We start from the raw sequence: 26,143 nt of genomic DNA on the forward strand, positions 1-26,143 counted from the left end.
GTCTCCCACTCCGCGCCGCCCCCGGCGCCGGCCTCAGCGGCCGCCGACCGCCTGCTTGACCAGCGTCCGCCCGAAGTCCCACATCAGTCCGCTCCCCCGGTGGGCCTCGTCCATGATGTCGGTGAAGGCGTCCACGAACCGGTCCACATCGCGCTCGGTGATGATCAGCGGCGGGATCAGCTTGATCACTTCCAGGTGGTCCCCGGACACCTGCGTCAGGATGCGGTGCCGCTGCAGCAACGGCACGACCACCATCTGCGCGAACAGCCCCTTGCGCGCCGCCTGGAGCGCGGTCCAGCCCGTACGCAGCTTGAGCGACCTGGGACGGCCGAACTCGATCCCGATCATCAGCCCGCGCCCGCGCACCTCGGCGAGCAGCTCGTAGCGGTCGACCAGGGCGGCCAGCCGTTCGCGGAAGTGGTCGCCGACCTTGCGGGCGTTCTCCACCACCTCCTCGTCGCGCATCACCTCCAGGGTCGCCAGCCCGGCCGCCATGGCCTGGGCGTTGGACCCGAAGCTGGCCGAGTGCACCAGCACCCGGTCCATCGAGGAGTACACCTTCTCGAAGATCCAGCTCTTGCCGAGCGTCGCCCCGACCGGCACGTACCCGCCGGACAGCGCCTTGGCCGCGCAGACCAGGTCGGGCAGCACGCCGTCCTCGTGCTGGTAGGCGAAGAACTCGCCGGTCCGGCCGACGCCGGTCTGCACCTCGTCGCAGATCAGCAGCGCCCGGTGCTCGTGCAGCAGCGCCTGGGCGGCCCGCAGCCAGCCGGGCGGCGGCGCCTGCACGCCCTTGCCCTGGATCGGCTCGACGATCAGCCCCGCGACGTCGCCGCGCTTCAACTCCTTGGCCAGAGCGCCGAGATCGCCGAGCGGGATGGCGGTGTCCGGCAGCAGCGGGTCGAAGCCCTTGCGGAACCCGCTCTCGCCGTTGACCGAGAGCGAGCCGGTGGTCAGCCCGTGGAAGGCGTGGTCGGCGTAGAGGATCCTCCGGCGTCCGGTGGCGTACCGGGCGAACTTCAGCGCGGTCTCCACCGCCTCGGTGCCGCTGTTGCCGAAGAACACCCGGTCCAGTCCCGGCGCGTGGGACAGCAGCCGCTCGGCCAGCAACCCGGGCAGCGGCGAGCAGTCGAAGCGGACCAGGTCCGGCAGGTCGAGGTCCATCACCTGCTGGATCGCCGAGCGCACCACCGGGTGGTGGCGGCCGAGCGCGAAGATGCCGAAGCCGGCCAGCATGTCGAGGTACTCGTTGCCCTCGGCGTCGTAGAAGTACTGGCCCCGGGCTCGCTCGTAGTACTTGTCGAAGCCGATGGTGTGCAGCATCCTCGGCAGCTGCGGGTTGAGGTAGCGGCCGTGCAACTCGTAGCGCTCGCCGCCGCGTTCGGCGATCAGTGCGGCGAGGTCGAAGGCGGGGCGGTCTGGTTCAGCCGGCATGGCGCGGGTTCGCTCCTCGGGTCGGTAGCAGGGTCTTGGCGAAGACGGCGGTCTGGGCGGCCACGCCGGTCCCGGTCAGCCCGGCCTCCTCCAGGATCTCCCCGCGCGAGGCGTGGCCGAGGAACTCCTGGGGCAGGCCGAGCACCCGCACCGGCACCTCCACGTCGGCGTCGCGCAGCGCCTGGGCGACGGCCGAACCGACGCCCCCGGTACGTCCGTTGTCCTCGACGGTGACCACCAGCCGGTGAGCGGCGGCCAGTTCGGGCAGCGCCGGGTCGACCGGCTTGACCCAGCGCGGGTCGACCACGGTCGCGGTGAAGCCCTCGGCGAGCAGCAGCCGGGCCGCGTCCAGGCAGGCGGAGGCGGTGGTGCCGACCGCGACCAGCAGGATCTCCGGCGCCGGCCCGGTGCGCAGCAGCACGTCCACCCCACCGATCCGGTCGACGGCCGGCACCGCGGGCCCGACGTTGCCCTTCGGGAAGCGCACCACGGTCGGGGCGTCCCCGACCTCGACGGCCTCGCGCAGCTGGGCGCGCAGCTGTTCGGCGTCGCGCGGTGCGGCGAGCCGCAGCCCGGGGACGACCTGGAGGATCGACAGGTCCCACATGCCGTTGTGCGAGGCGCCGTCCGGCCCGGTCACCCCCGAGCGGTCGAGCACGAAGGTGACGCCCAGCCGGTGCAGGGCGACGTCCATCAGCACCTGGTCGAAGGCCCGGTTGAGGAAGGTCGCGTACACCGCGACCACCGGGTGCAGCCCGCCGGTGGCCAGTCCCGCGGCGCTGGTGACGGCGTGCTGCTCGGCGATCCCGACATCGAAGGTCCGCTCCGGGTAGGCCTTGGCGAACGGGGCCAGGCCCACCGGTTGGAGCATGGCCGCGGTGATCGCCACCAGGTCCGGCCGTTCGGCCCCGAGGGCGACCAGCTCGTCCCCGAACACCGAGGTCCAGGAGACGCCGCCACTGGGCGAGACCGGCAGGCAGGTGTACGGGTCGATCGGGTTGACCGCGTGGAAGCGGTCGGCCTCGTCCTGCTCGGCCGGCCGGTAGCCGCGCCCCTTGACGGTCAGGCAGTGCACGATGACCGGACCGCCGAAGTTGCGAGCCTGCCGCAGCGCCTGTTCGACCGCGCCCGGATCGTGGCCGTCGATCGGCCCGAGGTACTTGAGGCCGAGGTCCTCGAACATGCCCTGCGGGGCGAAGGCGTCCTTGAACCCCTTCTTGGCGCCGTGCAGCGCGTCGAAGATCGGCTGGCCGACCAGCGGGGTGCGCTGGAGGGCCTCCTTGCCGAGGGCGAGGAAACGCTCGTAGCCCTGGGTGGTGCGCAGGGTGGCCAGGTGGTTGGCGAGGCCGCCGATGGTCCTGGCGTAGGAGCGCTCGTTGTCGTTGACGACGATGACCAGCGGCCGGTCGCGGGCCTCGGCGATGTTGTTGAGCGCCTCCCAGGCGAGCCCCCCGGTGAGCGCGCCGTCGCCGATCACCGCGACGGTGTGCCGGTCGTGCTGGCCGAGCAGTCGGGCCGCCTTGGCCAGGCCGTCGGCGTAGGAGAGCGCGGTGGAGGCGTGCGAGTTCTCGACGAGGTCGTGCTCGGACTCACCCCGCGAGGGGTACCCGGAGAGCCCGCCGCGCATCCGCAGCCGGCTGAAGTCCTGGCGGCCGGTGAGCAGTTTGTGGACGTAGCTCTGGTGGCCGGTGTCGAAGACGATCCGGTCGTACGGCGAGTCGAAGACCCGGTGCAGCGCGATGGTCAGCTCCACCACGCCGAGGTTGGGCCCGAGGTGGCCGCCGGTGCGGGTGACGGCGTCGATCAGGAAGTCGCGGATCTCGTCGGCGAGCAAGGGGAGTTCGGCCGCCGGGAGCTTGCGCAGCTCGGCCGGGGACGTGACGCGGGAGAGCAGTGACATGGGTACACCTCACGACTCGGAGCGGTGCGGTGGTGCCTCCGCCCGGACGGGACAGGGGCCGGCCCGGTTCGGGGAGGGAGCCCGGCCCGGGTTCTGCGGCAGTGCCCGGCCCGGCCCTGGGGCGGAGCCGGCCCGGGCGCGGGGCCCGGGCCGGGGTCAAGTCCCGTTTCAGCGGCCCTTGTTGCCGTTGACGGTCTCGGTGATGGCGCGCAGCGACTGCTGGAGCGAGCCCATCGTCGCGAGGACGGCGGTCGGCTCGTAGCCGCAGTGGGCCATGCAGTTCTCGCAGCGTGGGTCCCGGCCGCGGCCGTACTTGCTCCAGTCGGTCTTCTCGACCAGTTCACGGTAGGTGGGCACGTAGCCGTCGGCCATCAGGTAGCAGGGCCGTTGCCAGCCGAACAGCGAGTAGTTGGGGATGCCCCAGGGGGTGCACTCGAAGTCGGCCTTGCCCTCCAGGAAGTCCAGGAAGAGCGGGCTGTGGTTGAGCCGCCAGCGCCTGCGGTTGCCGCCGGCGAAGGCCTTGCGGAAGAGCTCCCTGGTCTGCTCGACGCCGAGGAAGTGCTCCTGGTCGGGGGCCTTCTCGTAGGCGTACGCGGGCGAGATCATCATCTCGTCCACCTTGAGCTCGTCGTTGAGGTAGTCCAGCACCTCGATGACGGTCTGCGGGGTGTCGGTGTTGAAGAAGGTGCTGTTGGTGGTGACCCGGAAGCCGCGCCGCTTGGCCTCCTTGATCGCGGCCACCGCCTCGTCGAAGGTGCCCTCCTTGGCCACCGACTCGTCGTGCCGCTCCCGCATGCCGTCGATGTGCACGGCGAAGGTGAAGTACGGCGAGGGCCTGAACTTGTCCATCTTCTTGCGCAGCAGCAGCGCGTTGGTGCAGAGGAAGACGTACTTGCGGCGCTCGACCAGCTGCCGGACGATCTCGTCGATCTGCGGGTGCATCAGCGGCTCGCCGCCGGCGATCGAGACCATCGGGGCACCCGACTCCAGGACCGCGCCGACCGCCTGGGCGACGGGCATCCGCTGCTTCAGGACGCCCGCCGGGTGCTGGATCTTGCCGCAGCCCTCGCAGGCGAGGTTGCAGGCGAAGAGCGGTTCCAGCTCCACGATCAGTGGGAACTTGTCCCGGCGCTTGAGCAGCTTCTGCTGCATGAGGTAGGTGCCGACCCGCACGGTCTGGCGCAACGGCATGGCCATGGCTAGCTCGCCTCCTGGGGGAGCGTCGAGGATGTGGGGTGGTTCAGGTCTGCGGAGCGGGGCGCGCGCTCCTGCCGGTACCAGTCGACGAGGGCGGGTACCGTCGCCCGCAGGGTCCGCCAGGCGCGCACCCCGGCCGGGAGGGTGCCGAACCGCAGCAGCTCGTGCTCGGGCGTGTCCACCACCACCCGCAGGACGGCGGCCGGCAGCGCGGGCCGCGTCTCGCGCAGCGCGGCCAGGACGGCGGCGGCCTCCATGTCGACGGCGAGCGCGCCCTGGACGTGCAGCGCCCGCCGTTCGATGCCGCGCACCACGTGGTCGGCGGTGTGGTGCACCCCGGTGTGCACGGTCAGGCCGCGCTCCTTCAGCGCCCGGGTGAGCTCCGCCCCGGAGTCGAGCGGGTACAGGTGGCCCTCGGCGTCGCGCACGCCGTCGGCGGCGACCACGTCGCCGGGCAGGACGCCCGGACCGAGCGCGGCGCCGAAGCCGGCCACCACCACGGCGCCGTACCCGGCGGGGGCGGAGCCGAGCAGCCGCCGGACGGCCAGCCCGGCACGCCGCCGGCCGACCCCGGTGCGCACCAGCACCGGGGGCCCGCCGGCCGCGCCGCGCCAGTCACCGCCGCGCAGGGCCCAGACCTCGGGGCCCAGGGCGCAGAGCACCAGCAGGGGCGCGGTGGTCACCGCGACGCCCCGATCGCCGGGGCGCCGTCGGGCCGGCTCGTGCCCGGGGCGCCGTTGAGGTAGCGGCCCAGCGCGGTGACCGGGAAGACCAGCCGGTAGAGGTGGTAGTTGATCGAGAAGTCCCACGGGAAGCCGGTGCCGGTGAACTGCGGCTCGTCCCAGGTGCCCTCGGGCAGCTGGGTGCGCACCAGCCAGTCCGCGCCGCGCTCGACGGCCGGGTTGGCCCGGCCCTGCGGCCCTTCCCCGGCCGCGAGCAGCGCCATCAGCGCCCACGCGGTCTGCGAGGCGGTGGAGTCGCCGCGCCCGGCCCAGCGCGCCGGGTCGTCGTAGGAGCGCATGTCCTCGCCCCAGCCGCCGTCGGCGTTCTGCCGGTCCTCCAGCCAGCGCACCGCCCGGCGGATCGCCGGGTGCTCGTCCGGGACTCCGGCCGCCACCAGGGCGGGCAGCACCGAGCCGGTGCCGTAGATGTAGTTGGTGCCCCAGCGGCCGAACCAGGAGCCGTCCGCCTCCTGGTTGCGCAGCAGCCACTCGATGCCGCGCCGGGTCCTGGGGTCGCGGGCGCGGCCGGTCTCGGCGAGCATCTCCACCACGTGCGCGGTGACGTCGGCGGACGGCGGGTCGACCACCTCGCCGAAGTCGCAGAACGGCAGCTTGTTGGGCAACGTGCTGGTGTTGTCCACGTCGAAGGCGGCCCAGGCGCCGTTCTTGGACTGCATGCCGAGGTTCCACAGCACGCCCCGCTCCACCGCCGCGTCGACCCTGGCCGGGTCGGGGTGGGCGACCCGGCGCAGCGCGAGCACCACCTCGGCGGTGTCGTCGATGTCCGGGTAGGTGTCGTTCTCGAACTCGAAGGCCCAGCCGCCGGGGGCGAGCCCGGGCCGCTGGACGGCCCAGTCGCCGGGCTTGCGGATCTCCTCGCCGAGCATCCAGTCGACGGCGGAGACCAGCGCCGGGTGGTCGGCCGGGACCCCGGCGTCGACGAGGGCGATGGTGGCCAGGCAGGTGTCCCAGACCGGGGACTGGCAGGCCTCCAGCCAGCGCTTGCCGTCCTCGGTGTGCACGGTGAACCGGTCGAAGGAGGAGAGCCCGGCCTTCATCACCGGGTGCTCCAGCTCGTAGCCCTCCAGGTGCAGGGCGATCAGCGAGTAGACGGCCGGCGGCTGGATGCCGCCCCAGCAGCCGTCGGCCTCCTGCCGTTCGACGATCCAGCGGCAGGCCTGCGAGACGGCCAGCCGGCGCAGCGGGCGGAAGGCCCGGCGGTGGTAGGCGTGCAGCGCCTTGTCCAGGCGTTCGAAGAGGCCGTCCCAGGTGGTGGCGGGGGCCGGCGGGCGCCGGGGGTACGGGTCGTTCGGGTCGGTGTGCAGCTCGGTGAGCGCGAAGGGGGCCGGACGGACCGGGCGGTGCGAGGAGACGACGGTCAGCGGGACGATGGTCTGGCGGGCCCAGCAGCCGAAGGCGTAGATGTTCAGCGGCAGCCACTTGGGCAGGAAGATGATCTCGGGCGGCATCTCGGGCAGCCGCTCCCAGGGCCACCAGCCGAACAGGGCGAGCCAGATCCGGGTGAACACCCGGGCGGCCGCGATGCCCCCGGCGGAGCGGACGTAGCGCGCGGCCGCCAGCATGTGCGGGGCGTCCGGGTCGTCACCGGCCAGCTTGAGCGCGACGTACGCCTCGACGGTGGTGGAGAGTTCGGGCGGCCCGCCGTGGAAGGTCGACCAGGTGCCGTCCTCGCGCTGCTGGGAGCGGATCCACTCGGCGGTGGCGCGGGTCTGCTCCTCGGTGCGGATCCCGAGGAACTGGCGGAGCAGTAGATCCTCGGCGTCCATGGTGACGTTGGTCTCCAGGTCGCCCTTCCACCAGCCCTCGGACGACTGCAGGGAGAGCAGGTGCGTGGTGGCGCGGGCCAGGGCCTCCCGTGCGTCGGCCGGTCGGAGGTCCGTCTCACCGGCCGGCCGGAGCCGGTCGGTGTCCTCGGGCTGCCACCGCCCCGTCCCCAGCAGGGCCGGGGGGCGGTCGCCCACCGCGACCGGCTCGGGATCGTACTCAGGGTCGAGCCGGCCGTCCGCGGTTGCTGTCAACGTAACGTCACCTCTCTCGTACCACCACGAATTCGGCGAGTGCGACGAAGTGCTCGCGCACCTCGTCGGTCATGGGCACCTCGTCCAGGGCGGCGAGGGCAGTCGTGTGCTGGCGGCGGGCCTCCTCCTGGGTCCAGGCGCGGCCGCCGGCCTCCTCGATCAGCGCGGCGCGGGCGGCGAGCTCGGGCTCGCTCTCCTCCCCGCGTCCCTTCGGGTCGGCCAGCTGCCCGGCGAGCCGGCGCGAGGCCGCCCCGCCCTCGGCCAGTGCGGCGGCCACCGGCAGGGACTTCTTGCGCTGGCGCAGGTCACCCCAGTGCGGCTTGCCGGTGACCTCGGTGGCACCCCAGATGCCGAGCAGGTCGTCCACCGCCTGGAAGGCCAGGCCCAGGTGGTAGCCGTAGCGCTCGAGCGCGCCGGCGACCTTGTCGTCGGCGCCGGCCAGGACGGCGCCGATCGCCGAGGCGGCGGCCAGCAGTGCCGCCGTCTTGCCGCCCTCCATCTCCAGGCACTCCGCGACCGTGACGCTGTCGCGCTGTTCGAAGGCGACGTCCATGGCCTGGCCGTCGATCAGCCGGCGGGTCGCCGTGGTGAGCAGCCGGACGGCACGCGCCGCGTCGGTGGCGCTCGCGCCGCCGGTCACCGCGGCGTCGAGCAGTACCTCCGTGCCGAGCGTCGCCAGGGCGTCGCCGACCAGGATCGCCTGGGCCGGCCCGAAGACCGTCCAAGCGGTGGCCCGGTGCCGTCGGGTCTCGTCACCGTCCATCAGATCATCATGGAGGAGGGAGAAGTTGTGCACCAGTTCAACCGCGACCCCGCCGGGCACCCCCGCCTCGGCCGCCGCGCCGGTGGCCCGGGCGGACAGCAGCGCCAGCGCCGGGCGCACGGCCTTGCCGCCGTCCCCCACCACCGGGGTGCCGTCCCGGTCGATCCAGCCGAAGTGGTAGGCGGCGACGGTGTCCATGGGTGCGGCCAAACGGGCGACGGCGGCCCGTAGTGGCGGGGTGCAGAGCGTACGGCTGCGGGCGAGCAGCTCCGGCACCGAGACCGGTTCGGCGTGCGCCGTGCCTCCGACGGCGATGCCGGTGCGTGACTCCACGTGCGTTCCCTCTCCCTCGTGGTGCCGGACCGCACGGGGCGGCCGGGTGCTGTCGGTGCGGCTGGTGTCGAAGCCGGTGCCAGTGGTGCCGGTGCCAGTGGTGCCGGTGCGGCCGACCGGGCCGCTCGTGGTGGTTGCGCCGATGCGCTCGACGGTACGCCCGTCGGCTCTGGCGGGCTCTCCGGCGGCGGGGCCCGCCGTCACCTGGGCCACCTCCCGTCGCCGCGGTCCACCGGCACCCGGGTGCCGGCCGCGGCGAGCGCGGCGTCGGCCGCGGCGTGTCCGCTGCGCACGGCCCCCTCCATGGTCGCGGGCCAGCCGGTGGCCGTCCACGAGCCGGCCAGCAGCAGGCCGGGGACGTCGGTGCGGGCCGACGGGCGCAGCGCCGCGTTGCCCGGGGCCGGGTCGAAGGTCGCGGTGCGCTCCCGGGTGACGAAGAAGTCCAGCACCTCGGCCCGGGCCGCGGCCGGCAGCAGCCGGCCCAGCTCGGGCAGGTAGCGGCCGCGCAGCTCGGCGACCGGCAGGTCGATCTCGTCCTGCGCGGCGGACTGCGACAGCGCCAGGTACTGGGCGCCCGGGTGGGCCCGGCCCAGCGGGGTGGCGGCCAGGCCGGAGTGCGCGGTGCGGTCGAACACCCACTGGACCGGGGAGCCGAGCGCGGCGAAGAACGGCCGGCGCAGCACCTCGCGGTCGTAGACCACGTGGACGTTGAGGATCGGCGCGGTGCCGAAGCCGGCCAGCCGCTCCTGCCCGGGGACGGCGTTCGGCGGCAGCAGCGCGGCCGCGCTGTCCTGGGCGCCGGCCAGCACGACGGTGTCGGCGGTGAGCAGTTCGCCGCTCTCCAGCCGGACGGCGTGCTGCGGCGCGGCGGGCTTCAGCTCGGCCGCCCGGGCCCGCAGCAGCACCCGGACTCCGGCCCGCTCCAGCTCGGCCAGCGCCCGGTCGTGGTGGATCGTGCCGAGCGGGACGGCGGAGATGCCGATGTCCGAGGCGCCCGGTTCGGAGAGCAGGCCGGTCTTGAACACCATCCCGGCCAGCGCCATCGACACCTGGTCGGCCCGGCCGTTCAGGGTGGCGACGCCGACCAGGTCCCACAGGGCGGCCCGGGTGGCGGCGTTCTGCCCGTTGCGGCGCAGCCACTCGCCGAAGGAGATCCGGTCCAGTGCCGGGTCGGCGAGGTCCAGGCTCCGCAGGGCGAGCGCGCCGCGGACCACCCGGGCGCGGTCGGCCGCGGACAGGTGCGGGTAGCGGGCCAGGCTGCCGGCCAGGTGCAGCGGGACGGGCAGACCGGTCCGGCGCAGTCGGCCGAGGGTGCGCACCGGGGCGGTCCCGGGCCCGGTGACGGACAGCACCGGGATGTCGAGGCGGTCCTGGAGGTGGACCAGCCGGGTGGCGCCGAGGCGCTCCAGCAGGCCGCGGTAGGCGGTGCAGCAGCGCAGGTAGACGTGCTGGCCGTTGTCGACGGTCAGCTCGCCGCGCTGGAAGGAGAAGGCCAGACCGCCGAGCCGGGGCCGGCCCTCGGCGAGGGTGACCTTGTGGCCCGCCTCGGCGAGGCGCAGTGCGGCGGTGATCCCGGCCAGGCCGCCGCCGACCACGACGGCGGCCGGGCGCGCGGCATCGGCTCGCCCGGTCATCGGCCCTTCCCCTCGCAGTCGGTGGACCGCCCGCAGGCGGTCACGGAAGCCGGTACTCGTTCGGTGGACACGGAACCACCCGCCCGTGATTCCGCGCTGACACAGCGTGACAGAACTGTCGCGAGAATCAAGAACGCCCCCCGGCGAGCCCGGAAAGCGCCACGTACGCCTTCTCCCAGCCCGGCAGCGAGACCCGGCCGCGCAGCACCGACTCCGGGTCGGCGGCGATCCGGCCGAGCAGCCGGTGGTAGATCCCGGCCATCGCGGCGGTGCAGGCGCGGCTGCGGCGGTCGAGCATCGGCAGCAGCCGCAGGCCCTCCTCGAAGGCGGCCTGGGCGCGGGCGGCCTCGAACGCCACCAGGCCGGTGAAGTCCGCGCCGACCGGCGGCGCGGGAAGGGCGAAGCCCTGCTCGCAGCCGAACCGGACCAGGTCCTCGGCGGGCAGGTAGGTGCGGCCGTTCAGGGCGTCCTCGCGCAGGTCGCGCAGGATGTTGGTGAGCTGCAGCGCCAGGCCCAGGGTGTCCGCGTAGCGTGCCCCGAGCTCCGGGTCGTCGCAGCCGTAGACGCCCAGCGAGAGCCGGCCGATCGCGCCGGCCACGCAGCGGCAGTAGACCTTCAGTTCCTCGTAGGTCTGGTACTCGGCGCCCTTGAGGTCCATCTCGACGCCGTCGATCAGCTCGTCGAAGCCGCCGAGCGGGATCGGGAAGCGGCGGGCCGCGTCGGCCAGGGCGACCTTGATCGGGTCGGTGTCGTCCTCGGCGACCACCCCGGAGCGGACCTCGTCCACCAGTTCCCGGGTGCGCAGCAGCGCCTCGGCCTTGCGGTCGTCCGGGAGGTCGCCGTCGCCGATGTCGTCCACCCGGCGGGCCAGGGCGTACAGGGCCGACATGGCCAGCCGCTTGGGTTCGGGCAGCAGGCGGATGCCGTAGCTGAAGTTGCGCGCCTGCAGTCCGGTGACTGCCTCGCAGTACCGGTACGCCGCCATGACCTGGGCCGACGCCAGTGGTGATGCCGCCACTCGGGCGTTCACCTTCCCTTCGCGAAGATGGCCGCCGCCCTCGCTGCGAGGCGGCGCTTGTCCGGCTTCGCCTGCCGGGCGAGCACGTCGTACCCGGCGTCCTCGACGGCCGCCAGGGCCGCGTAGCCGCCTGCGGTGAATCCCGCCAGGAGCAGTCGAAGCCTCCCCCGAACCGTACCTACCAATGGTGCGCCGCGATCGAGCAGGGTGCGGGCCCGCTCGACCTCGAAGGCGATCAGCTCGCGGACGGCGCCGTTGGCGGAGGGCGCGGCCAGGTCGGCCTCGGTGACGCCGAAGCGGGCCATGTCCTCGGCGGGCAGGTAGATCCGGCCGTGGGTCAGGTCCTCGGCCACGTCCTGGAGGTGTTCGACCACCTGGAGGCCGGTGCAGACGGCGTCCGAGAGCTCGATCCGCTCGGGGGTGGAGACGCCCGCGATGGCTAGCACCAGCCGGCCGACCGGGTCGGCGGAGAGGGTGCAGTAGCCGACCAGGTCGTCGAAGGTGGCGTAGCGGGCGGTGGTCTGGTCCACCCGGTTGGCCTCGATCAGACGGCGGAACGGCTCGGGGGTCAGCCCGCGGCGGTCGACCAGCGGGACGAGCGCGCTCATCAGCGGGTGGCGGGGGCGGTCGGTGTCGGCTCCGGAACCGCCGGGGGCGCGCAGGGCGCTCTCGAAGACCCGGTCGAGGTCCTGCTCCAGGCCGTCGAGCAGGGCGAGCCGGAAGGCGGTCTCCTGCGCGGTCGGCGGGCCGGGCTGGTCCGAAGGGGTGGCGGGGGGCGTCTGCTCGACCCCGAGCAGCCGGCCGGTGGCGGCCGGGTCGGCCAGGTCGCCGTCGCCGGTGTCGTCGACCAGGCGGGCGAAGCCGTACACCGCCATCAGGTCGTCGCGCCAGGCCGCGGGCAGGAAGAACGGGGCGACGGGGAAGTTCTCCGCGCCCGCCTTGTCCAGGGTCTGTCCTGCGGAACCGTTCACCGGCGTATCTCTGGGCTGGGCCGAAGCCGACACTGCTGTCACTCCCCCGTTCTACACCGCTTGGCACGACCGGCCCGACTCGGACACGCGTCCGAGCGCGGGCGTCACGCACGGCACACCGCCCCCGAGACCACCAGGCTGACACGCCCGGGCCCGCCGGAGAAGAGCGCCCCGCCCGGGACACCGGGCGCTCACCCCCGCGGCGGCGGCCGGACGGTGCCCCGGACCGGGATCCCGGGCGGCGCGAAGGACCAGGGGCCGGCCCCGGAAGTCCCGGGACCGGCCCCTGCGGGTGTGACGGGGACTACGGCCGCTCGCCGCGCTCGTAGCGGCTCACGACCTCCTCGGTCGGTCCGTCCATGACCAGCTCGCCGGCCTCGATCCATATGGTCCGCTCGCAGACCTCGCGGATCGAGTTGTTGTCGTGGCTGACCAGGAAGACCGTGCCGGCGGACTTGCGCAGCTCGTCGATCCGGCGCTTGCTGCGCTGCTGGAAGGCCTGGTCGCCGGTGGCGAGGGCCTCGTCGATGAGCAGCACGTCGTGGGTCTTCGCAGCCGCGATCGAGAAGCGCAGCCGGGCGCCCATGCCGGAGGAGTAGGTGCGCATCGGCAGGGAGATGAAGTCGCCCTTGTCGTTGATGCCCGAGAAGTCGACGATGTCCTGGTAGCGCGCCTTCACCTGGGCCGGGGTCATGCCCATCGCCAGGCAGCCGAGGATGACGTTGCGCTCACCGGTGAGCTCGTTCATCAGCGCGGCGTTGACGCCCAGCAGCGAGGGCTGGCCGTTGGTGTAGATGCCGCCCTTCTCGGTCGGCAGCAGGCCGGCGATGGCGGCCAGCATGGTCGACTTGCCGGAGCCGTTGGAGCCGATCAGGCCGATCGCCTCACCCTTGTACGCGGTGAAGCTGACGCCCTTGACCGCGTGCACCTCGCGCACGCCGGCGGCGCGCTTGCGGCTGATGATGCGGCTCAGCGCCGAGGTGGCGCTGCCCTTGCCGGAGCCGGCGCCGTGCACCTTGTAGACGATGTGCACGTCGTCGACGACGACGGTGGGCTCACGGGCCACGTCCGCGTCCTGGACGAGGTCGTTCTTGCTCAGTTCGAGGTCAGCCACGGCCGTACTCCTCCTCGGCCTTCCAGAAGAAGACGTATCCGACGACGAACATGCCCACGCCCCAGGCGATGCCGTACTCCCACAGGTGTGACGGCAGGGTCTGGTGGACCGGCTGGTGCGGGTTGTAGATGACCGGCGCGAAGGCGTGCCGCAGCAGGTCCATGTAGACCGACGCCGGGTTGGCGGCCATCAGGGTCTGGATGAACTGCGGCCAGTGCGAGATCTTGTCCTGGATGCTGAACATCACGCCGGACAGGAACATCCAGGCGCGCATCACGAACGGGATCAGCTGGGAGATGTCGCTGGTCCGGGAACCGATCCGGGCCATCACCAGCGAGATGCCGGTGTTGAAGAGCGTCTGCAGCAGCAGCGCCGGGATGATCAGCAGCCAGGTCCGGCCCGGGGTGATGCCGGCCGCGAGCACGGTGATGACCAGGACCACCATCGAGATCAGCAGCTGCTGGAGCTGGATCACGGTGAAGGCGATCGGGAGGCTGGCCCGGGGGAAGTGCAGCGCCCGGATCAGCCCGAGGTTGTCGGAGATCGCCCGGGTACCGGCCTGCACCGCGTTCTGGGTGAACTGGAAGACGAAGACGCCGATGCACAGCCAGGCGATGTACGTCTGGTCCGGGAAGCCCTGCTTGCTCGCCAGGATCACACCGAAGACCAGGTAGAACACCGCGCAGTTGAGCAGCGGGGTCACCACCTGCCACAGCTGGCCGAGCTTGGCGTTGGTGTACTGGGCCACCAGTCGGGCGGTGGCGAAGGCCCAGATGAAGTGGCGCCGGGCCCAGAGCTGCTTGGAGTAGGCGAACAGGCCGGGACGGGCGCCGCTCACCGCCAGACCGTACTTGTCCGCAAGCTGCTTGGGGGTCAGGCCCGCGTCCGCCCCCCTGGGGGCCGAGAGGCTGACGGGTTCACTCACTGTCGACACATTCGTCCTTCACGCGGGATCGGTCGGGGCGGCCGGTCGGCGGGGTCCGCCGGTCGTGCACCGATGGGGATCCACTGGGATCTCGGGGGAGCCGGCCGGTGTGTGGGCACCGGCCGCAGCGATCGGTCATTCGATGCGATGCCATCGGATGCGATCAGATGATCGGAGGGCGGCCCAGCCTGGTCAGTCGCCAGACGGTACGCCACCGCATGGGCCGCCGCGGACCGCAGGGTTCGCGCCAACCCGCCCGGAATCCGCCCCACCAGGCCTTCAGCGCCTCCGGGGAGGGGCGGCGGGCCAGGGTCAGCAGGAACCAGGTTCCCAGATAGAGAGGCACCAACGGGGCCGGAAGGTTCCGCCTCGCGAGCCAGACCCGGTTGCGGGCCACGTTGTGGAAGTAGCTCGCGTGGCGGGCCGGCGAGGTCGTGGGGTGGTGCAGCACCACGTCCGCCCGGTAGTCGATGGCCCAGCCGGCGTCCAGCGCGCGCCACGCGAGGTCGGTCTCCTCGTGGGCGTAGAAGAACTCGGCGGGCAGCTGCCCGGCCTGCTCGAACACCTTGCAGCGCACCGCGCTCGCGCCGCCCAGGAAGGTGGTCACCCGGGACGAGCGCAGCGGGTCGCTGGCGCGCAGCCGGGGGACGTGCCGGCGCTGGGTGACACCGGTGTCCGGGTCGGCGATCCGGAAGGAGACGATGCCCAGCTCCGGGTCGGCGGTGAAGGCCTCGCGCAGCAGACGGGCCGAGTCGGTCCGCGGCAGGTTGCCGTCGTCGTCCAGGAAGAGGATGGCGTCGACGTCCGCACCGTCCCGGCCGAACAGCTCGATGCCGACGTTGCGGCCGCCCGGGATGCCGAGGTTCTCCGGCAGCTCGATGCTGCGCACGCCCTCCGGCAGCGGGGGCAGCTCCACGCCCTGGCCGACCACGGCCAGCTCGACCGCCCGGCCCTCCTGGGCGCGGACGGCCTCGATCAGCGCGTTGAGCTCGGCGGGCCGGTTGCCCATGGTGATGATCACGGCCCCGAGGCGGAAGTCCTCCGCGTCCGTCGCCGCACTCATCGCAGCCTGCTGGAGAGGACGATGCTCAGCAGGTGGAGCACGGTCTGGAGCATCGCGATCGCCGCCAGGACGACCACCGCGAGCCGGGTGAAGAGCAGTCCGCCGTGCACGGCGTCGGCGACGCCGGCGGCCAGGATGAGCAGCGAGGCCTCGACCGCGCCGACCAGCCGGTGGAACTTCAGGAAGGCGGCCGCCCGGCGGGCCTTGGCCACGGACGCCGAGCGCGGCACCGAGGCGCTGTCCTCGACGGCCGTCAGGCCGCTGCGGGCCCGGGCGACGTCCACCAGGTCGGTCTCGGACTTGATCAGGATCGCGCCGAGCGCGGCCAGGGTGCCGAGGAAGGCCCACTCCCAGTGCGAGCCGGAGCCCTCGCGGTGCAGCAGGTCGGTGGCGCGCAGACCGAGGCCGGTCAGCAGCGCCGCCTCGGACATGTAGTGGCCGACCCGGTCCAGGTAGACGCCGGTGAGCGAGGTCTGTCGGCGCCAGCGGGCCACCTCGCCGTCCACGCAGTCCAGCAGGAGGTAGACCTGGATCAGCAGGGCGCCCAGGACGGCGCCCGCGATGCCCGGCACGACCAGCCCGGCACCGGCCAGGATGCCGGTGAACATCATCAGGTACGTCAGGCCGTTGGGCGTGATCGCCGTCATGGTGGAGAGCACGCGGGTGATCCGCAGCGAGATCTTCCGCATGTACAGGCGTCCGGCCCAGTGCTCGGCGCTGCGGCGCTGGAGCATGCCCTCCGGGTGGATCACCGCGCGCAGTTCCTCGATCGAGGGCCGGCGGGTCAGGTCCACCGGGGGCCGCTGGGTGCCCGCGGTGGAGGGGTCAGCTGTTGACGGCTTGGACATAGTCGGCGTACGCGTCCCTGATTGCGGAAGGGGAGAGGTCGAGGTGTTCGAGGATGGTGAAGCGCCCCGGTCGGGTGTTCGGAGCGTAGTGCACCGCTTCGGTGAACTCCGCCTCGGTGAAGCCGATCTGAGCCGCGGTCACCGGCAGTCCGTGGCTCGCCAGGCGCTCCACGATCAGACCGGTCAGCTCGCGCTCGCCCCGCAGGAAGCTGGCGAAGGCGGCGCCGAGGCCGACCTGCTCGCCGTGCTGGGCGGACCGCTTGGGATACAGCACGTCCAGGGCATGCGAGATCTCGTGGCAGGCGCCCGACGAGGGCCGGGTGCTGCCCGCGATGTTCATCGCGATGCCGGACAGTACCAGGGCCTCGGCCAGCGCCGTCAGGAGGTCCTGGTCCTGGGTGCTTCCCGGGTGCCGCAGCAGGTTCTCGCCCGCCGAGCGGGCCATCGCCACGGCCAGCCCGTCCACCGGCTCGCCGGTCACCGCGTGCGACAGCTCCCAGTCCGCGCACGCGGAGATGTTGGAGACGACGTCGCCAACGCCGGCCGCCACGAAGCGCTGCGGGGCCTGCCGGATCACGTCCAGGTCGACCACGATGCCGATCGGGCTGGGCACCCCGTAGGAGCCGCGGCCGGCGTCGTTGTCCAGGGTGGAGACCGGCGAGCAGATGCCGTCGTGGGCCAGGTTGGTGGCGACCGCGACCAGCGGCAGGCCGACCCGGGCCGCGGCGTACTTGGCGGCGTCGATGATCTTGCCGCCGCCGAGGCCGACCATCGCGTCGTAGTGCCCGCCGCGCATCGCTTCGGCCAGCCGCACGGCGCTGTCCAGGCTGCCGTCGTCCACGTTGTACCAGTCGGCGCCGGGCAGGGCCGGCTCCAGGCGGCGGCGCATGGCCGAGCCGGAGCCGTTGCTGATCGCGACGGCGATCCGGCCCGAGGCCGACAGCCGCTGGTCCGCCAGGATGCCGCCGAGCGCGTCCAGCGCGCCCGGGCGGATCTCGACGAACAGCGGCGACGGGACCAGTCGGGTCAGTACCGGCACGCGATCTCCCGGGCCTTCGCCAGGTCGTCGTGGTTGTCGACCTCGACCCAGGAGACCTCGCCGATCGGCTGCACGTCGATCCGCAGGCCGCGGTTCACCATCTCCTGGTAGCCGTCCTCGTAGTACAGCTGCGGGTCGCGCTCGTAGGTGGCGCGCAGCGCGTCGGTGAGGTCGGCCGCGGCGGACGGGTTGATCACGGTGACGCCGATGTACTCGCCGGTCGCCTCGGCCGGCTCCATCAGCTTGGTGATGCGGCGCATGCCGGTGGCCGGGTCGACGACGACCTTCATCTCCTCGTCGGCGAGCTTCTTCACCGTGTCGAGGGCGAGCAGGATGCCGGGGGCGGTGCCGGCCTCGGTGAGCCGCTGGTTGCCCTCCAGCATGGTGCGCTGGACGGAGGCCGGGTGGACGGTGTCGCCGTTGGCGAGCAGCAGGCCCTCGGCGAACAGGTCGCGGGCGCACCAGAGCGAGTAGGCGTTGTTCCACTCCTCGGCCTTGTCGTTCTCGACCAGGTGGAGCTTGACGCCGTACTTGCTCTCCAGGGCGTCCTTGCGGTCGTACACCGCCTCCTTTCGGTAGCCGACGACTATCGCGGCCTCGCGCAGTCCGACCTCGGCGAAGTTGCCGAGGGTGAGGTCCAGGACGGTCCGTTCCCCGTCGACCGGCACCAGCGCCTTGGGCAGGGTGTCGGTGTACGGGCGCAGCCGGCGGCCGGCGCCGGCTGCCAGAACGAGGCCGATCATGCGGGTCTCCTGATCCGTCGTGCTGTGCGCGGGGCCGCGCCGGGGGTTCGGCGGCGCCACTGGTTCGCCCGGACCGGGGTCCGACCGGGCCGGGCGGCGGCGCGCCGGTGCCGGCACAGATCCGGGCACCGTGTCGTATGTGATGGTAGGCGACCAGGGCGACCGGCCAGAACGCGCCCGCAGGCCCGGGGCGGGAGACGGGGTGGCCGGCGGGGTTCGCGGCCGGGGTGGCGGCGGGCAGTGGCCGGGGGCGCGGTGGAGCCGGTGGGCGGGGTGCCCGGCGGGGCTGACGGTGGGGGGGCAGCACGGCGGCCCGGGGTTCGCCTGGAGGGGTGCGGAACGGGTCGAACGGGCCCCGAACGCGCGCCGAACGGTTCTGCGAATCCCGTGACTCTTTCGAGGGTTTCCCGGACCCTTCTCCCGGCGGTTTCCGACTCCTCCGAGTCATGATCCGCCCGGTTGTGCGTGGGACCCCTGCCGAGTGCCACCCATACGGCAGACTGGAGCCCGACGCCGGTGCCGGTGCCCCCGCTGTGTCCGCCGCACTCCAGCCGGTGCGTCGGAGGCACCCGATGCTCCCGTTGCTCCCGTTCCCGAAAGAGGCCCCATGCCCCAGAGTCTGCCGACCGACCCGACGCACTTCGCCGCCGAGATCGACACCGGTCTCGACGTCGAGACCGATGTGACGGTCGACCCCCGGGCCACCGGGTCCGCCCCCGTCGGAGCCGAGATCCTGCTGGAACTGGTTGACGACGAGGGCGTCACGATCGGCACCGGCGAGAAGCTCTGGGCCCACCAGCAGCCGGGCCGGCTGCACCGGGCCTTCTCGGTCTTCCTGTTCGACCGCCAGGGCCGGCTGCTGCTCCAGCGCCGGGCGCTCGGCAAGTACCACTCCCCCGGCGTCTGGTCGAACACCTGCTGCGGCCACCCGTACCCGGACGAGCCGCCGTTCGTCGCCGCCGCCCGGCGCACCGCCGAGGAGCTGGGCGTCGCACCGGCGCTGCTGTGCGAGGCGGGCACCGTCCGCTACGACCTGCCGGACGAGGCGACCGGGCTGATCGAGCGGGAGTGGAACCACCTGTTCGTGGGACTGGTCACCGCCCCGGTCGAGCCGGACCCGGAGGAGGTGGACGACTTCGCCTTCGTGACCGCGCAGGAGCTGCGGGAGCTGCGGGCGGAGCGGCCGTTCTCGGTCTGGTTCGAGACGGTCTTCGAGGCCGCGCTGCCGGGCATCCGGGAGATCGCCGGGCGGGACTGGTAGTCCGGCGGCGTCGGTTCCCGGCCGGGCCGCTCCGGCGCGTGGCCCTGCGCCGTCGGTTCACCGTCCGGCAGCGTCGGTCCACCGTCCGGCCGCTCCGGGGCCGGGCCCGGCCGGTCAGTGGCCGGGCTCCGGGGGGACGGGCAGCGAGGCCCAGATGACCTTGCCGCCCTCCCCCGTGTGTTCGACGTCGCACACCCCGCCGGCCTGCAGGGTGACGCTCTTCACCAGCAGCAGGCCGCGCCCGCCGGTGCGTCCGGTGTCGTTCTCCAGCGCCTTCGGCCGGTACGGGTCGCCGTCCTCGACCGACACCCGCACCCAGGACCGGCGGACCGACAGCTCGGTGACCACCTCGGGCGACAGCTCGGCGGCGTGCGTCACCGCGTTGCTCACCAGCTCCGAGACGATCAGCAGCAGGTCGTCCACCAGCTCCTGGTAGCGCACCCCGGTCATCCCCTGGGCGAGCAGACGGTCGCGCACCGCGTGCCTGGTGAACGGCACCGAGGCCTCGGTGGCCGGCACCGGGAAGCGCCACACGCCCTCCGCCGGGCCTCCGGAGGCCGGGGCCCCGGCCAGGCCCTCCCGCCCCCCGCCGCGTCTCGGTTCGGCCTTCGCCGCTCCGCTGATCTGCTCCACGTCCAGCCGCCCTTCGTCCGCGACCCGGGAATCAGGCGATCCGCTCATGGCGCCCTCGGTCCACAGAGGCTAGGAGAGCAGTCGTGGCGGCCGTGGCACCGTCGACAAGTTGCCCGTGTCGGACCGGTTCCGCCCGCAACCGACCGCGGGGGGCGCGAAAGTCGACCGGTTCCTTCGCGGACGCCACCGGTTCGGTCCGGATTCGAGCGCGTTCACAGGCCGTACCAACCTGTGGGGAGCGGGTGCGGACGAGGTGCGGGCTCGTCGGGGGCGCGGGCAAGGCGCGGGTGCGGGTGGCGTACGGCCCCGCCGCCACGGCCCACTGGCTCCCCGGACTCCCGACCAGGGTGTCCGGTGCCGCGGCCCCGAGGAAGCGCAGGTGAGAAGCACTCCAGAACCCTGGTAATGTTCTCTCTGTCGCCGAGGGGGCGAGGAAAAAGCCCCCGAAGCACACACCCCGTCCGGGTGGCGGAATGGCAGACGCGCTAGCTTGAGGTGCTAGTGCCCTTTATCGGGCGTGGGGGTTCAAGTCCCCCCTCGGACACAGCCGAATTCCCCGTGGGAGCCGAAAGGCTCCCACGGGGAATTTCGTTTTTCGGGCCGCCCTTTCCCCGGGCCGACCCTGGTCACCATCCCCGGCCACCGTCCGCCCCAGGCCCTGTGGCGCCGGTCTCCCCGCCGGCCGTACCGGCGGAAGCCGGACACGAGATGGCAACAATCGGACGGTTTGAGCTTCCTCTGAGGTATTCGCCCGTTTTCGGAACATAGGCTGCTCTCCGTTTGCCCGAAATACCGGCTCAAAATCGCAAAAACACCGACACCACCCGATGAACCACGAGCGAGAGGACCGATACGTTGAGTGAGCCCGACTCGTCGACGCCATCACACCAGAACTACCGCCGATCGCTCGGCACGATCAGCCTGACCGCCGTCGGGCTGGGATCGATCATCGGCTCCGGGTGGCTGTTCGGTGCCGAGCGCGCGGCCAAGCTCGCCGGCCCCGCCTCGATCCTCGCCTGGGTGATCGGTGCCGCAGTGGCGCTGACCATCGCGCTCACCTACAGCGAGCTGGGCTCGATGTTCCCCAAGGCCGGCGGCATGGTCCGGTACGGCCAGTACTCGCACGGCTCGCTGGCCGGCTACCTGGCCGCCTGGGCGAACTGGATCGCCATCGTCTCGGTCATCCCGGGTGAGGCCACCGCCTCCGTCCAGTACATGAGCTCCTGGCACTTCGGCTGGGCGAAGGGGTTGTACGACGGCCAGGAGCTGACCCTCAGCGGCGTGGCGCTCGCCAGCGTGCTGCTGGTCGTCTACTTCGTCCTCAACTGGTTCGCGATCACGCTGTTCGCCAAGACCAACACCGCGATCACCGTCTTCAAGGTCATCGTCCCGACGGTGACCGCCGGTGCGCTGCTCTTCGCGCACTTCGACTCGGCGCACTTCACCGACCACGGCGGCTTCGCGCCGAACGGCTGGAGCGCGGTGTTCACCGCCGTCGCGGTCTCCGGCATCGTCTGGGCCTTCAACGGCTTCCAGTCCCCGCTCAACCTGGCCGGCGAGGCCCGCAACCCCGGCAAGTCGCTGCCGAAGGCCGTCATCGGCTCGATCCTGATCGCCCTGGTGATCTACGTCGCGCTGCAGATCGCCTTCCTCGGCGCCATCCCGAGCGGCGACCTGGCGAACGGCTGGAGCAACCTCTCCTACACCTCGCCGCTGGCCGACCTGGCCATCGCTTGGGGCCTCAACTGGCTGGCGATCCTGCTCTACGCGGACGCGTTCATCTCGCCGTCCGGCACCGGCATGATCTACGCCGCCACCACCTCGCGCATGATCCACGGCGTGCAGGAGAACGGCCACCTGCCGAAGGTCTTCGGCAAGGTCGACGCCAAGACCGGCATCCCGCGCCCGGCGCTGCTGCTCAACCTGGTGGTCGCCTTCCTGTTCCTCGCGGTCTTCCGCGGCTGGGGCTCGCTGGCCGAGATCGTCTCGGTGGCCACCGTGATCTCGTACATCACCGGCCCGGTCGCCGTGATGGCGCTGCGCCGCCTGGCCCCGGACCTGCCCCGGCCGGTCCGACTGCGCGCCATGCCGGTGATCGCCCCGGTCGCGATGGTCTTCGGCTCGCTGGTGCTCTACTGGGCCCGCTGGCCGCTCACCGGCAAGGTCATCCTGCTGATGGCCGCCGGCCTGCCGATCTGGGCCTGGTACGAGCTGCGCAAGCCGTTCGCCGAGCTGAAGCCGCACCTCAAGGCCGGCGCCTGGATGGTCGCGTACCTGTTCGTGATGGCCGGCGTCTCCTGGGCGGGCAGCGCCGACTTCGGCGGGAACGGCTACCTGCCGGAGGGCTGGGACCTGCTGATCGTCGCGGCGATCGGGCTGGCGTTCTACCGCTGGGGCGTCGCCAGCGCCTGGGCCAACCCCTCGCTGGCCGAGGTCCGCAGGGAGATGGCGGCGGAGGCCGAGAGCGCCGCGCCGCTCGACGCCGCGGAGGCCTCGCGGGTCTGAGGTCCGGGACGTGGACGAGCCGAGCCCCGTGAACCCGTGGGCTCATGAGTCCCTGAGTCCCTGAGTTCGTGAGTTCGTGAGTTCACGCGGCTCACGGTGAAGGCCGGTCGGAGGAATCCGACCGGCCTTCGGCGTCCGCGGGGGCGGGCGCGGCGCGCTCCGTTCCCCGTGTACATCCATTCTGCCGTGGACGGCACCCCCGGGTCACCGTCCCCGGGGATGATCTTCGTCGCGGTTTCCGCTCCTAGCGTGGTGCAGGGCGGTCCTCGGCAGGAGGGCCCGGACGCGGAGGAGCGGATCGGCATGGCGGACGTGCGGGGGCGGGAACAGGCCGAGGAACTGGCCGAGGAACTGGTCGGGATGATGGCCGAGGACGGCGCGGCCACCCGGCTGGCGCACAGCCCCGACCTGGCCGAGCAGGCGGTCTGGCGGCGGCTCACCGCCAGGCACGGGGACCGGCTCGCGGAGATCATGGCGGCGCACGGCTGGCCGACCGGGCGCACCGTCGGCCCCGAGGCGGCCCGGGCGGCATGGCTGGTGGCCCAGCACGCCGATCGGCAGCTCGACGTCCAGCGGCGGGCGGCGGAGCTGATGGGCGAAGCGGTCGCCCGGGGCGAGGCGAGCGCCCGCGACCTGGCCTTCCTCCAGGACCGGCTGGCCGTCAACGAGGGCCGGGAGCAGCGCTACGGGACCCAGATCGGCGCGGTGGCGGACGGCCGACCGGTGCCGTGGCCGTGCGAGGAGCCGGAGCGGCTGGACGAGCGGCGCGCGGCGGTGGGCATCGAGCCGTTCGACGAGTACACCGCGCGGTTCGCTCCGAAGTAACCGTCACGTCCGCCGATCGGGATTGACTCTTGCGCGCGGCCGCCCGTGCCGCGTTGACTGACCCTCGACTAGCGCTGCTAGTTAATCGGTCGAGTGGATGAGGGGACGATCGGGTGCGGCAGTACGCGGAACACAGCGACCAGTACATCGACGGTGAGTGGCGGCCCTCCGGGGACGCCGGGTCGATCACCGTACTGAACCCGGCGACCGAGCAGGTGCTGGCCACCGTACCGGCCGGCGGCGTGACCGACGTCGACGCGGCGGCGACGGCGGCCCGCCGGGCGGCCCGCGGCTGGGGCGCGACCACCCGCGAGGAGCGGCTGGCGCTGCTGACCCGGCTGCGGGACGGGATCGCCGCCGCGCAGAACGAGATCACCGAGACGGTCGTCGCCGAGCTGGGCTCGCCGGTCGGCTTCGCCGGGGCCGTGCACGCCGGGCTGCCGCTCGCCGTGGCGACCTCCTACCTGAGCCTGCTCGCCGAGCACCCCTTCGAGGAGCGGATCGGCAACTCGGTGGTGCACGCCGAGCCGGCCGGGGTGGTCGCGGCGATCACGCCGTGGAACTACCCGCTGCACCAGATCGTGGCCAAGGCCGTCCCGGCGCTGGCGGCCGGCTGCCCGGTGGTCCTCAAGCCGGCCGAGGACACCCCGCTGGTGGCCCGGCTGTTCGCCCGTCTGGTGCACGAGGCCGGGTTCCCGGCGGGCGCCTTCAACCTGGTCACCGGTACCGGCGCGGTGGCGGGCGCGGCGCTCGTCGGGCACCGGGAGGTGGACCTGGTCTCCTTCACCGGCTCCACCGCCGTCGGCCGGCAGGTCGCCGAGACGGCCGGCCGGGGGCTGAAGCGGGTCTCCCTGGAGCTGGGCGGCAAGTCGGCCAACGTGGTGCTGCCGGGCGCCGACCTGGCCCGCGCGGTCAAGGCGAACGTGGCCAACGTGTTCGCCAACTCGGGCCAGACCTGCAGCGCGCTGACCCGGCTTCTGGTGCACGAGGACCAGTACGACGAGGCGGTCGCCCGGGCCGAGGAGGTCGCCGCCCAGTACCGCCCGGGCGACCCGACCGACCCGCAGACCCGGATCGGCCCGGTGGTCAACGCCAGGCAGCTCGACCGGGTGCGCGGCTACATCGACGGCGCGCTGGCCGAGGGCGCCCGGCTGGTGGTCGGCGGCTCGGATCCGATCGCCGAACTGCCCACCGGGTACTACGTCCGGCCGACCGTGCTCGCCGACGTCACCCCGGAGATGACGGTGGCCCAGGAGGAGGTCTTCGGTCCGGTCCTGGCGATCCTCCGTTACCGGGACGAGGACCACGCCGCCGAACTCGCCAACGGCACCCCGTACGGCCTGTCCGGCGGTGTCTGGGCCCGCGACACCGACACCGCCGCCGCCTTCGCCCGCCGCCTCGACACCGGCCAGGTCGACCTCAACGGCGGCCGCTTCAACCCGCTCGCGCCCTTCGGCGGCTACAAGAGCTCGGGCCTCGGCCGGGAGCTGGGCCGCCACGGACTGGAGGAGTTCCTCCAGTACAAGTCCCTGCAGTACTAGCGCGACTGACGGCGGGCGGCTGATGGCTGACAGCTGACAGAGTTCAGCGAACAGATGACAGATTTCATCATCTGTCATCTGTCATCTGTTCGCTGTCGGTTGTTCGCTGTTCGCCGTTTGCTGTTCGCCGCCAGCCGCCCGCGGTGCCACCGCCCCGGCGGGGACCCGGCCGGCCGTCAGGCCAGGTCGACGCCCGGGTAGAGGGGGTACGGGGCGAGCAGGTCGGCGGCGCGCTTGGCGGTGGCGTCGCGGAGGGCGGCGTCCAGGGTGTAGGCGGCCTTGGACGGGGCGCCCTTGGCGGTGGTGGTGGGGTTGGTGGCACCCAGGACGGTGTGGATCAGGTCGGCGATCTCGTCCATCTCGGCGGTGCCCAGGCCGCGGGTGGTGAGGGCCGGGGTGCCGAGGCGGATGCCCGAGGTGTACCAGGCACCGTTCGGGTCCTGCGGGACGGAGTTGCGGTTGGTGACGATGCCCGAGTCGAGCAGGGCCGCCTCCGCCTGGCGGCCGGTCAGGCCGTAGCCGGAGACGTCGGCGAGGACCAGGTGGTTGTCGGTGCCGCCGGTGACCAGCTTGCCGCCGCGGCGCAGCAGGCCCTCGGCGAGCGCCTGGGCGTTGGCGACGACGGCGCGGGCGTAGGCCTGGAACTCGGGGCGGCGGGCCTCCGCGAGGGCGACCGCCTTGGCGGCCATGACGTGCGAGAGCGGACCGCCGAGCACCAGCGGGCAGCCCCGGTCGACGTGCTCGGCCAGTTCGGACTGGCACAGCACCATGCCGCCGCGCGGGCCGCGCAGGGACTTGTGGGTGGTGGTGGTGACGATGTGGGCGTGCGGGACCGGGTCGTGGTCGCCGGTCAGCACCTTGCCCGCGACCAGGCCGGCGAAGTGCGCCATGTCGACCATGAGGGTCGCGCCGACCTCGTCGGCGATCTCGCGCATCCTGCGGAAGTCCACCAGGCGCGGGTAGGCGGAGTAGCCGGCCACGATGATCAGCGGGCGGAACTCGCGGGCGGTCTCGCGCAGCGCGTCGTAGTCGATCAGGCCGGTGGCCGGGTCGGTGCCGTAGCTGCGCTGCTCGAACATCTTGCCCGAGATGTTGGGCCGGAAGCCGTGGGTGAGGTGGCCGCCGGTGTCCAGGGACATGCCGAGCATCCGCTGGTTGCCGAGTTCCTGGCGCAGCCGCGCCCAGTCCTCCTCGGTGAGGTCGTTGACGTTGCGCACCGCGGCGCGCTCCAGTGCCGGGCTCTCGACCCGCTGGGAGAGGACGGCCCAGAAGGCGGTCAGGTTGGCGTCGATGCCGGAGTGCGGCTGGACGTAGGCGTGGTCGGCGCCGAACAGTTCGCGGGCGTGCTCGGCGGCGATGCTCTCGACGGTGTCGACGTTGCGGCAGCCCGCGTAGAAGCGGCGGCCGACGGTGCCCTCGGCGTACTTGTCGCTGAGCCAGTTGCCCATGGTGAGCAGGACGGCCGGGGAGGCGTAGTTCTCGCTGGCGATCAGCTTGAGCGAGGCGCGCTGGTCCGCCAGCTCCCGGCCGACGGCGGCGGCGATCCGCGGTTCGACGCCGGCGACGACGTCGAGGGCGTTGCGGAAGGCGGTGTCGGCCGCGGGGGATGCGGCGGTGTGGGGCTGCTGGGCCATG

At 72.8% G+C, this 26,143-nt stretch carries 21 protein-coding genes and 1 tRNA gene; 5 read left to right on the plus strand and 17 right to left on the minus strand.

Annotated elements, in window-relative coordinates:
- Positions 1-33 precede the first annotated feature (33 nt).
- The 15 genes from ACIQI7_RS24575 to ACIQI7_RS24645 all read right to left on the minus strand — a co-directional run bounded on the left by ACIQI7_RS24575 (position 34) and on the right by ACIQI7_RS24645 (position 17,743).
- Entirely contained in the window at positions 34-1,434 is a 1,401-nt protein-coding gene (locus ACIQI7_RS24575; RefSeq protein WP_401113329.1) for an aspartate aminotransferase family protein, read from the minus strand.
- Entirely contained in the window at positions 1,424-3,334 is a 1,911-nt protein-coding gene (dxs, locus tag ACIQI7_RS24580; RefSeq protein ID WP_401113330.1) for a 1-deoxy-D-xylulose-5-phosphate synthase, read from the minus strand. The genes ACIQI7_RS24575 and dxs overlap by 11 nt, the downstream gene beginning before the upstream one ends.
- Positions 3,335-3,502: 168 nt before the next feature.
- Positions 3,503-4,531 (minus strand): adenosyl-hopene transferase HpnH, encoded by a 1,029-nt coding sequence (gene hpnH / locus ACIQI7_RS24585; RefSeq protein ID WP_387756659.1) that lies wholly within the window; start codon positions 4,529-4,531, stop codon positions 3,503-3,505.
- Positions 4,532-4,533: 2 nt separating this feature from the next.
- Positions 4,534-5,214: a 1-hydroxy-2-methyl-2-butenyl 4-diphosphate reductase gene (locus ACIQI7_RS24590; RefSeq protein WP_401113332.1), complete on the minus strand. Its 681-nt coding sequence runs from the start codon at positions 5,212-5,214 to the stop codon at positions 4,534-4,536.
- Positions 5,211-7,292, minus strand: a complete 2,082-nt coding sequence (gene shc, locus ACIQI7_RS24595) for a squalene--hopene cyclase (protein WP_401113334.1) — start codon at positions 7,290-7,292, stop codon at positions 5,211-5,213. Before shc ends, ACIQI7_RS24590 begins: the two co-directional genes overlap by 4 nt.
- A 7-nt stretch (positions 7,293-7,299) precedes the next feature.
- Positions 7,300-8,388 carry a polyprenyl synthetase family protein gene (locus ACIQI7_RS24600; RefSeq protein WP_401113588.1) on the minus strand — a complete coding sequence of 363 codons (1,089 nt, stop codon included), beginning with the start codon at positions 8,386-8,388 and terminating at the stop codon, positions 7,300-7,302.
- A 200-nt stretch (positions 8,389-8,588) separates the two neighbouring features.
- On the minus strand, positions 8,589-10,022 hold the full coding sequence (gene hpnE / locus ACIQI7_RS24605) for a hydroxysqualene dehydroxylase HpnE (RefSeq protein WP_401113336.1): 1,434 nt from the start codon (positions 10,020-10,022) through the stop codon (positions 8,589-8,591).
- Positions 10,023-10,149: 127 nt separating this feature from the next.
- The gene (hpnD, locus tag ACIQI7_RS24610) at positions 10,150-11,007 is read right to left on the minus strand and encodes a presqualene diphosphate synthase HpnD (protein ID WP_401113591.1); all 858 of its coding nucleotides are present in this window, start codon (positions 11,005-11,007) and stop codon (positions 10,150-10,152) included.
- Positions 11,008-11,048: 41 nt separating this feature from the next.
- On the minus strand, positions 11,049-12,011 hold the full coding sequence (gene hpnC, locus ACIQI7_RS24615) for a squalene synthase HpnC (protein WP_401113338.1): 963 nt from the start codon (positions 12,009-12,011) through the stop codon (positions 11,049-11,051).
- A gap of 304 nt (positions 12,012-12,315) precedes the next feature.
- Positions 12,316-13,125, minus strand: coding sequence for an ABC transporter ATP-binding protein (locus ACIQI7_RS24620; RefSeq protein ID WP_387756665.1), 810 nt, complete (start codon positions 13,123-13,125; stop codon positions 12,316-12,318).
- Complete coding sequence (locus tag ACIQI7_RS24625) at positions 13,118-14,059, minus strand: ABC transporter permease (protein ID WP_387756666.1); 942 nt, start codon at positions 14,057-14,059, stop codon at positions 13,118-13,120. Before ACIQI7_RS24625 ends, ACIQI7_RS24620 begins: the two co-directional genes overlap by 8 nt.
- A gap of 154 nt (positions 14,060-14,213) precedes the next feature.
- Positions 14,214-15,113 (minus strand): glycosyltransferase family 2 protein, encoded by a 900-nt coding sequence (locus tag ACIQI7_RS24630; protein WP_401113340.1) that lies wholly within the window; start codon positions 15,111-15,113, stop codon positions 14,214-14,216.
- Positions 15,110-15,847, minus strand: a complete 738-nt coding sequence (locus ACIQI7_RS24635; protein WP_401113593.1) for a CDP-alcohol phosphatidyltransferase family protein — start codon at positions 15,845-15,847, stop codon at positions 15,110-15,112. Before ACIQI7_RS24635 ends, ACIQI7_RS24630 begins: the two co-directional genes overlap by 4 nt.
- A 91-nt stretch (positions 15,848-15,938) precedes the next feature.
- A complete protein-coding gene (locus ACIQI7_RS24640) occupies positions 15,939-17,000 on the minus strand; it encodes an iron-containing alcohol dehydrogenase family protein (RefSeq protein WP_049649808.1) in 1,062 nt (353 codons plus the stop codon).
- Positions 16,988-17,743: a sugar phosphate nucleotidyltransferase gene (locus ACIQI7_RS24645; RefSeq protein WP_387756668.1), complete on the minus strand. Its 756-nt coding sequence runs from the start codon at positions 17,741-17,743 to the stop codon at positions 16,988-16,990. Before ACIQI7_RS24645 ends, ACIQI7_RS24640 begins: the two co-directional genes overlap by 13 nt.
- A 607-nt stretch (positions 17,744-18,350) precedes the next feature.
- Between ACIQI7_RS24645 and idi the strand changes: the two genes are divergently transcribed.
- Entirely contained in the window at positions 18,351-19,004 is a 654-nt protein-coding gene (idi, locus tag ACIQI7_RS24650; RefSeq protein WP_401113342.1) for an isopentenyl-diphosphate Delta-isomerase, read from the plus strand.
- Positions 19,005-19,118: 114 nt separating this feature from the next.
- Here the strand turns inward: idi and ACIQI7_RS24655 are convergent, their stop codons facing one another.
- Complete coding sequence (locus tag ACIQI7_RS24655) at positions 19,119-19,685, minus strand: ATP-binding protein (RefSeq protein ID WP_401113344.1); 567 nt, start codon at positions 19,683-19,685, stop codon at positions 19,119-19,121.
- Between the two features lie 411 nt (positions 19,686-20,096).
- On the opposite strand from ACIQI7_RS24655, the gene ACIQI7_RS24660 reads away from it, so the two are divergent.
- The 4 genes from ACIQI7_RS24660 (at position 20,097) to ACIQI7_RS24675 (ending at position 24,508) form a co-directional block, all read left to right on the plus strand.
- Positions 20,097-20,181, plus strand: a tRNA-Leu gene (locus ACIQI7_RS24660).
- Positions 20,182-20,492: 311 nt separating this feature from the next.
- Positions 20,493-22,142 carry an APC family permease gene (locus ACIQI7_RS24665; RefSeq protein WP_401113345.1) on the plus strand — a complete coding sequence of 550 codons (1,650 nt, stop codon included), beginning with the start codon at positions 20,493-20,495 and terminating at the stop codon, positions 22,140-22,142.
- A gap of 303 nt (positions 22,143-22,445) precedes the next feature.
- Positions 22,446-22,967 carry a DUF6624 domain-containing protein gene (locus tag ACIQI7_RS24670; protein WP_401113595.1) on the plus strand — a complete coding sequence of 174 codons (522 nt, stop codon included), beginning with the start codon at positions 22,446-22,448 and terminating at the stop codon, positions 22,965-22,967.
- Between the two features lie 113 nt (positions 22,968-23,080).
- Entirely contained in the window at positions 23,081-24,508 is a 1,428-nt protein-coding gene (locus ACIQI7_RS24675; RefSeq protein WP_401113346.1) for an aldehyde dehydrogenase family protein, read from the plus strand.
- A gap of 176 nt (positions 24,509-24,684) precedes the next feature.
- On the opposite strand, the gene ACIQI7_RS24680 is transcribed toward ACIQI7_RS24675, so the two are convergent.
- Positions 24,685-26,142 carry a glycine hydroxymethyltransferase gene (locus tag ACIQI7_RS24680; protein WP_401113348.1) on the minus strand — a complete coding sequence of 486 codons (1,458 nt, stop codon included), beginning with the start codon at positions 26,140-26,142 and terminating at the stop codon, positions 24,685-24,687.
- Position 26,143: the final 1 nt, after the last annotated feature.

It is taken from the genome of Kitasatospora sp. NPDC092039 (assembly GCF_044756065.1).
Lineage (GTDB): Bacteria > Actinomycetota > Actinomycetes > Streptomycetales > Streptomycetaceae > Kitasatospora.

Coding starts and splice junctions, on each gene's coding strand:
- ACIQI7_RS24575 (WP_401113329.1), bottom strand. CDS start 1,434: ATGCCGGCTGAACCAGACCGCCCCGCCTTCGACCTCGCCGCACTGATC.
- dxs (WP_401113330.1), bottom strand. CDS start 3,334: ATGTCACTGCTCTCCCGCGTCACGTCCCCGGCCGAGCTGCGCAAGCTC.
- hpnH (WP_387756659.1), bottom strand. CDS start 4,531: ATGGCCATGCCGTTGCGCCAGACCGTGCGGGTCGGCACCTACCTCATG.
- hpnE (WP_401113336.1), bottom strand. CDS start 10,022: ATGACCGGGCGAGCCGATGCCGCGCGCCCGGCCGCCGTCGTGGTCGGC.
- hpnD (WP_401113591.1), bottom strand. CDS start 11,007: ATGGCGGCGTACCGGTACTGCGAGGCAGTCACCGGACTGCAGGCGCGC.
- ACIQI7_RS24630 (WP_401113340.1), bottom strand. CDS start 15,113: ATGAGTGCGGCGACGGACGCGGAGGACTTCCGCCTCGGGGCCGTGATC.
- ACIQI7_RS24635 (WP_401113593.1), bottom strand. CDS start 15,847: ATGCTCCAGCGCCGCAGCGCCGAGCACTGGGCCGGACGCCTGTACATG.
- ACIQI7_RS24645 (WP_387756668.1), bottom strand. CDS start 17,743: ATGATCGGCCTCGTTCTGGCAGCCGGCGCCGGCCGCCGGCTGCGCCCG.
- idi (WP_401113342.1), top strand. CDS start 18,351: ATGCCCCAGAGTCTGCCGACCGACCCGACGCACTTCGCCGCCGAGATC.
- ACIQI7_RS24655 (WP_401113344.1), bottom strand. CDS start 19,685: ATGAGCGGATCGCCTGATTCCCGGGTCGCGGACGAAGGGCGGCTGGAC.
- ACIQI7_RS24670 (WP_401113595.1), top strand. CDS start 22,446: ATGGCGGACGTGCGGGGGCGGGAACAGGCCGAGGAACTGGCCGAGGAA.
- ACIQI7_RS24680 (WP_401113348.1), bottom strand. CDS start 26,142: ATGGCCCAGCAGCCCCACACCGCCGCATCCCCCGCGGCCGACACCGCC.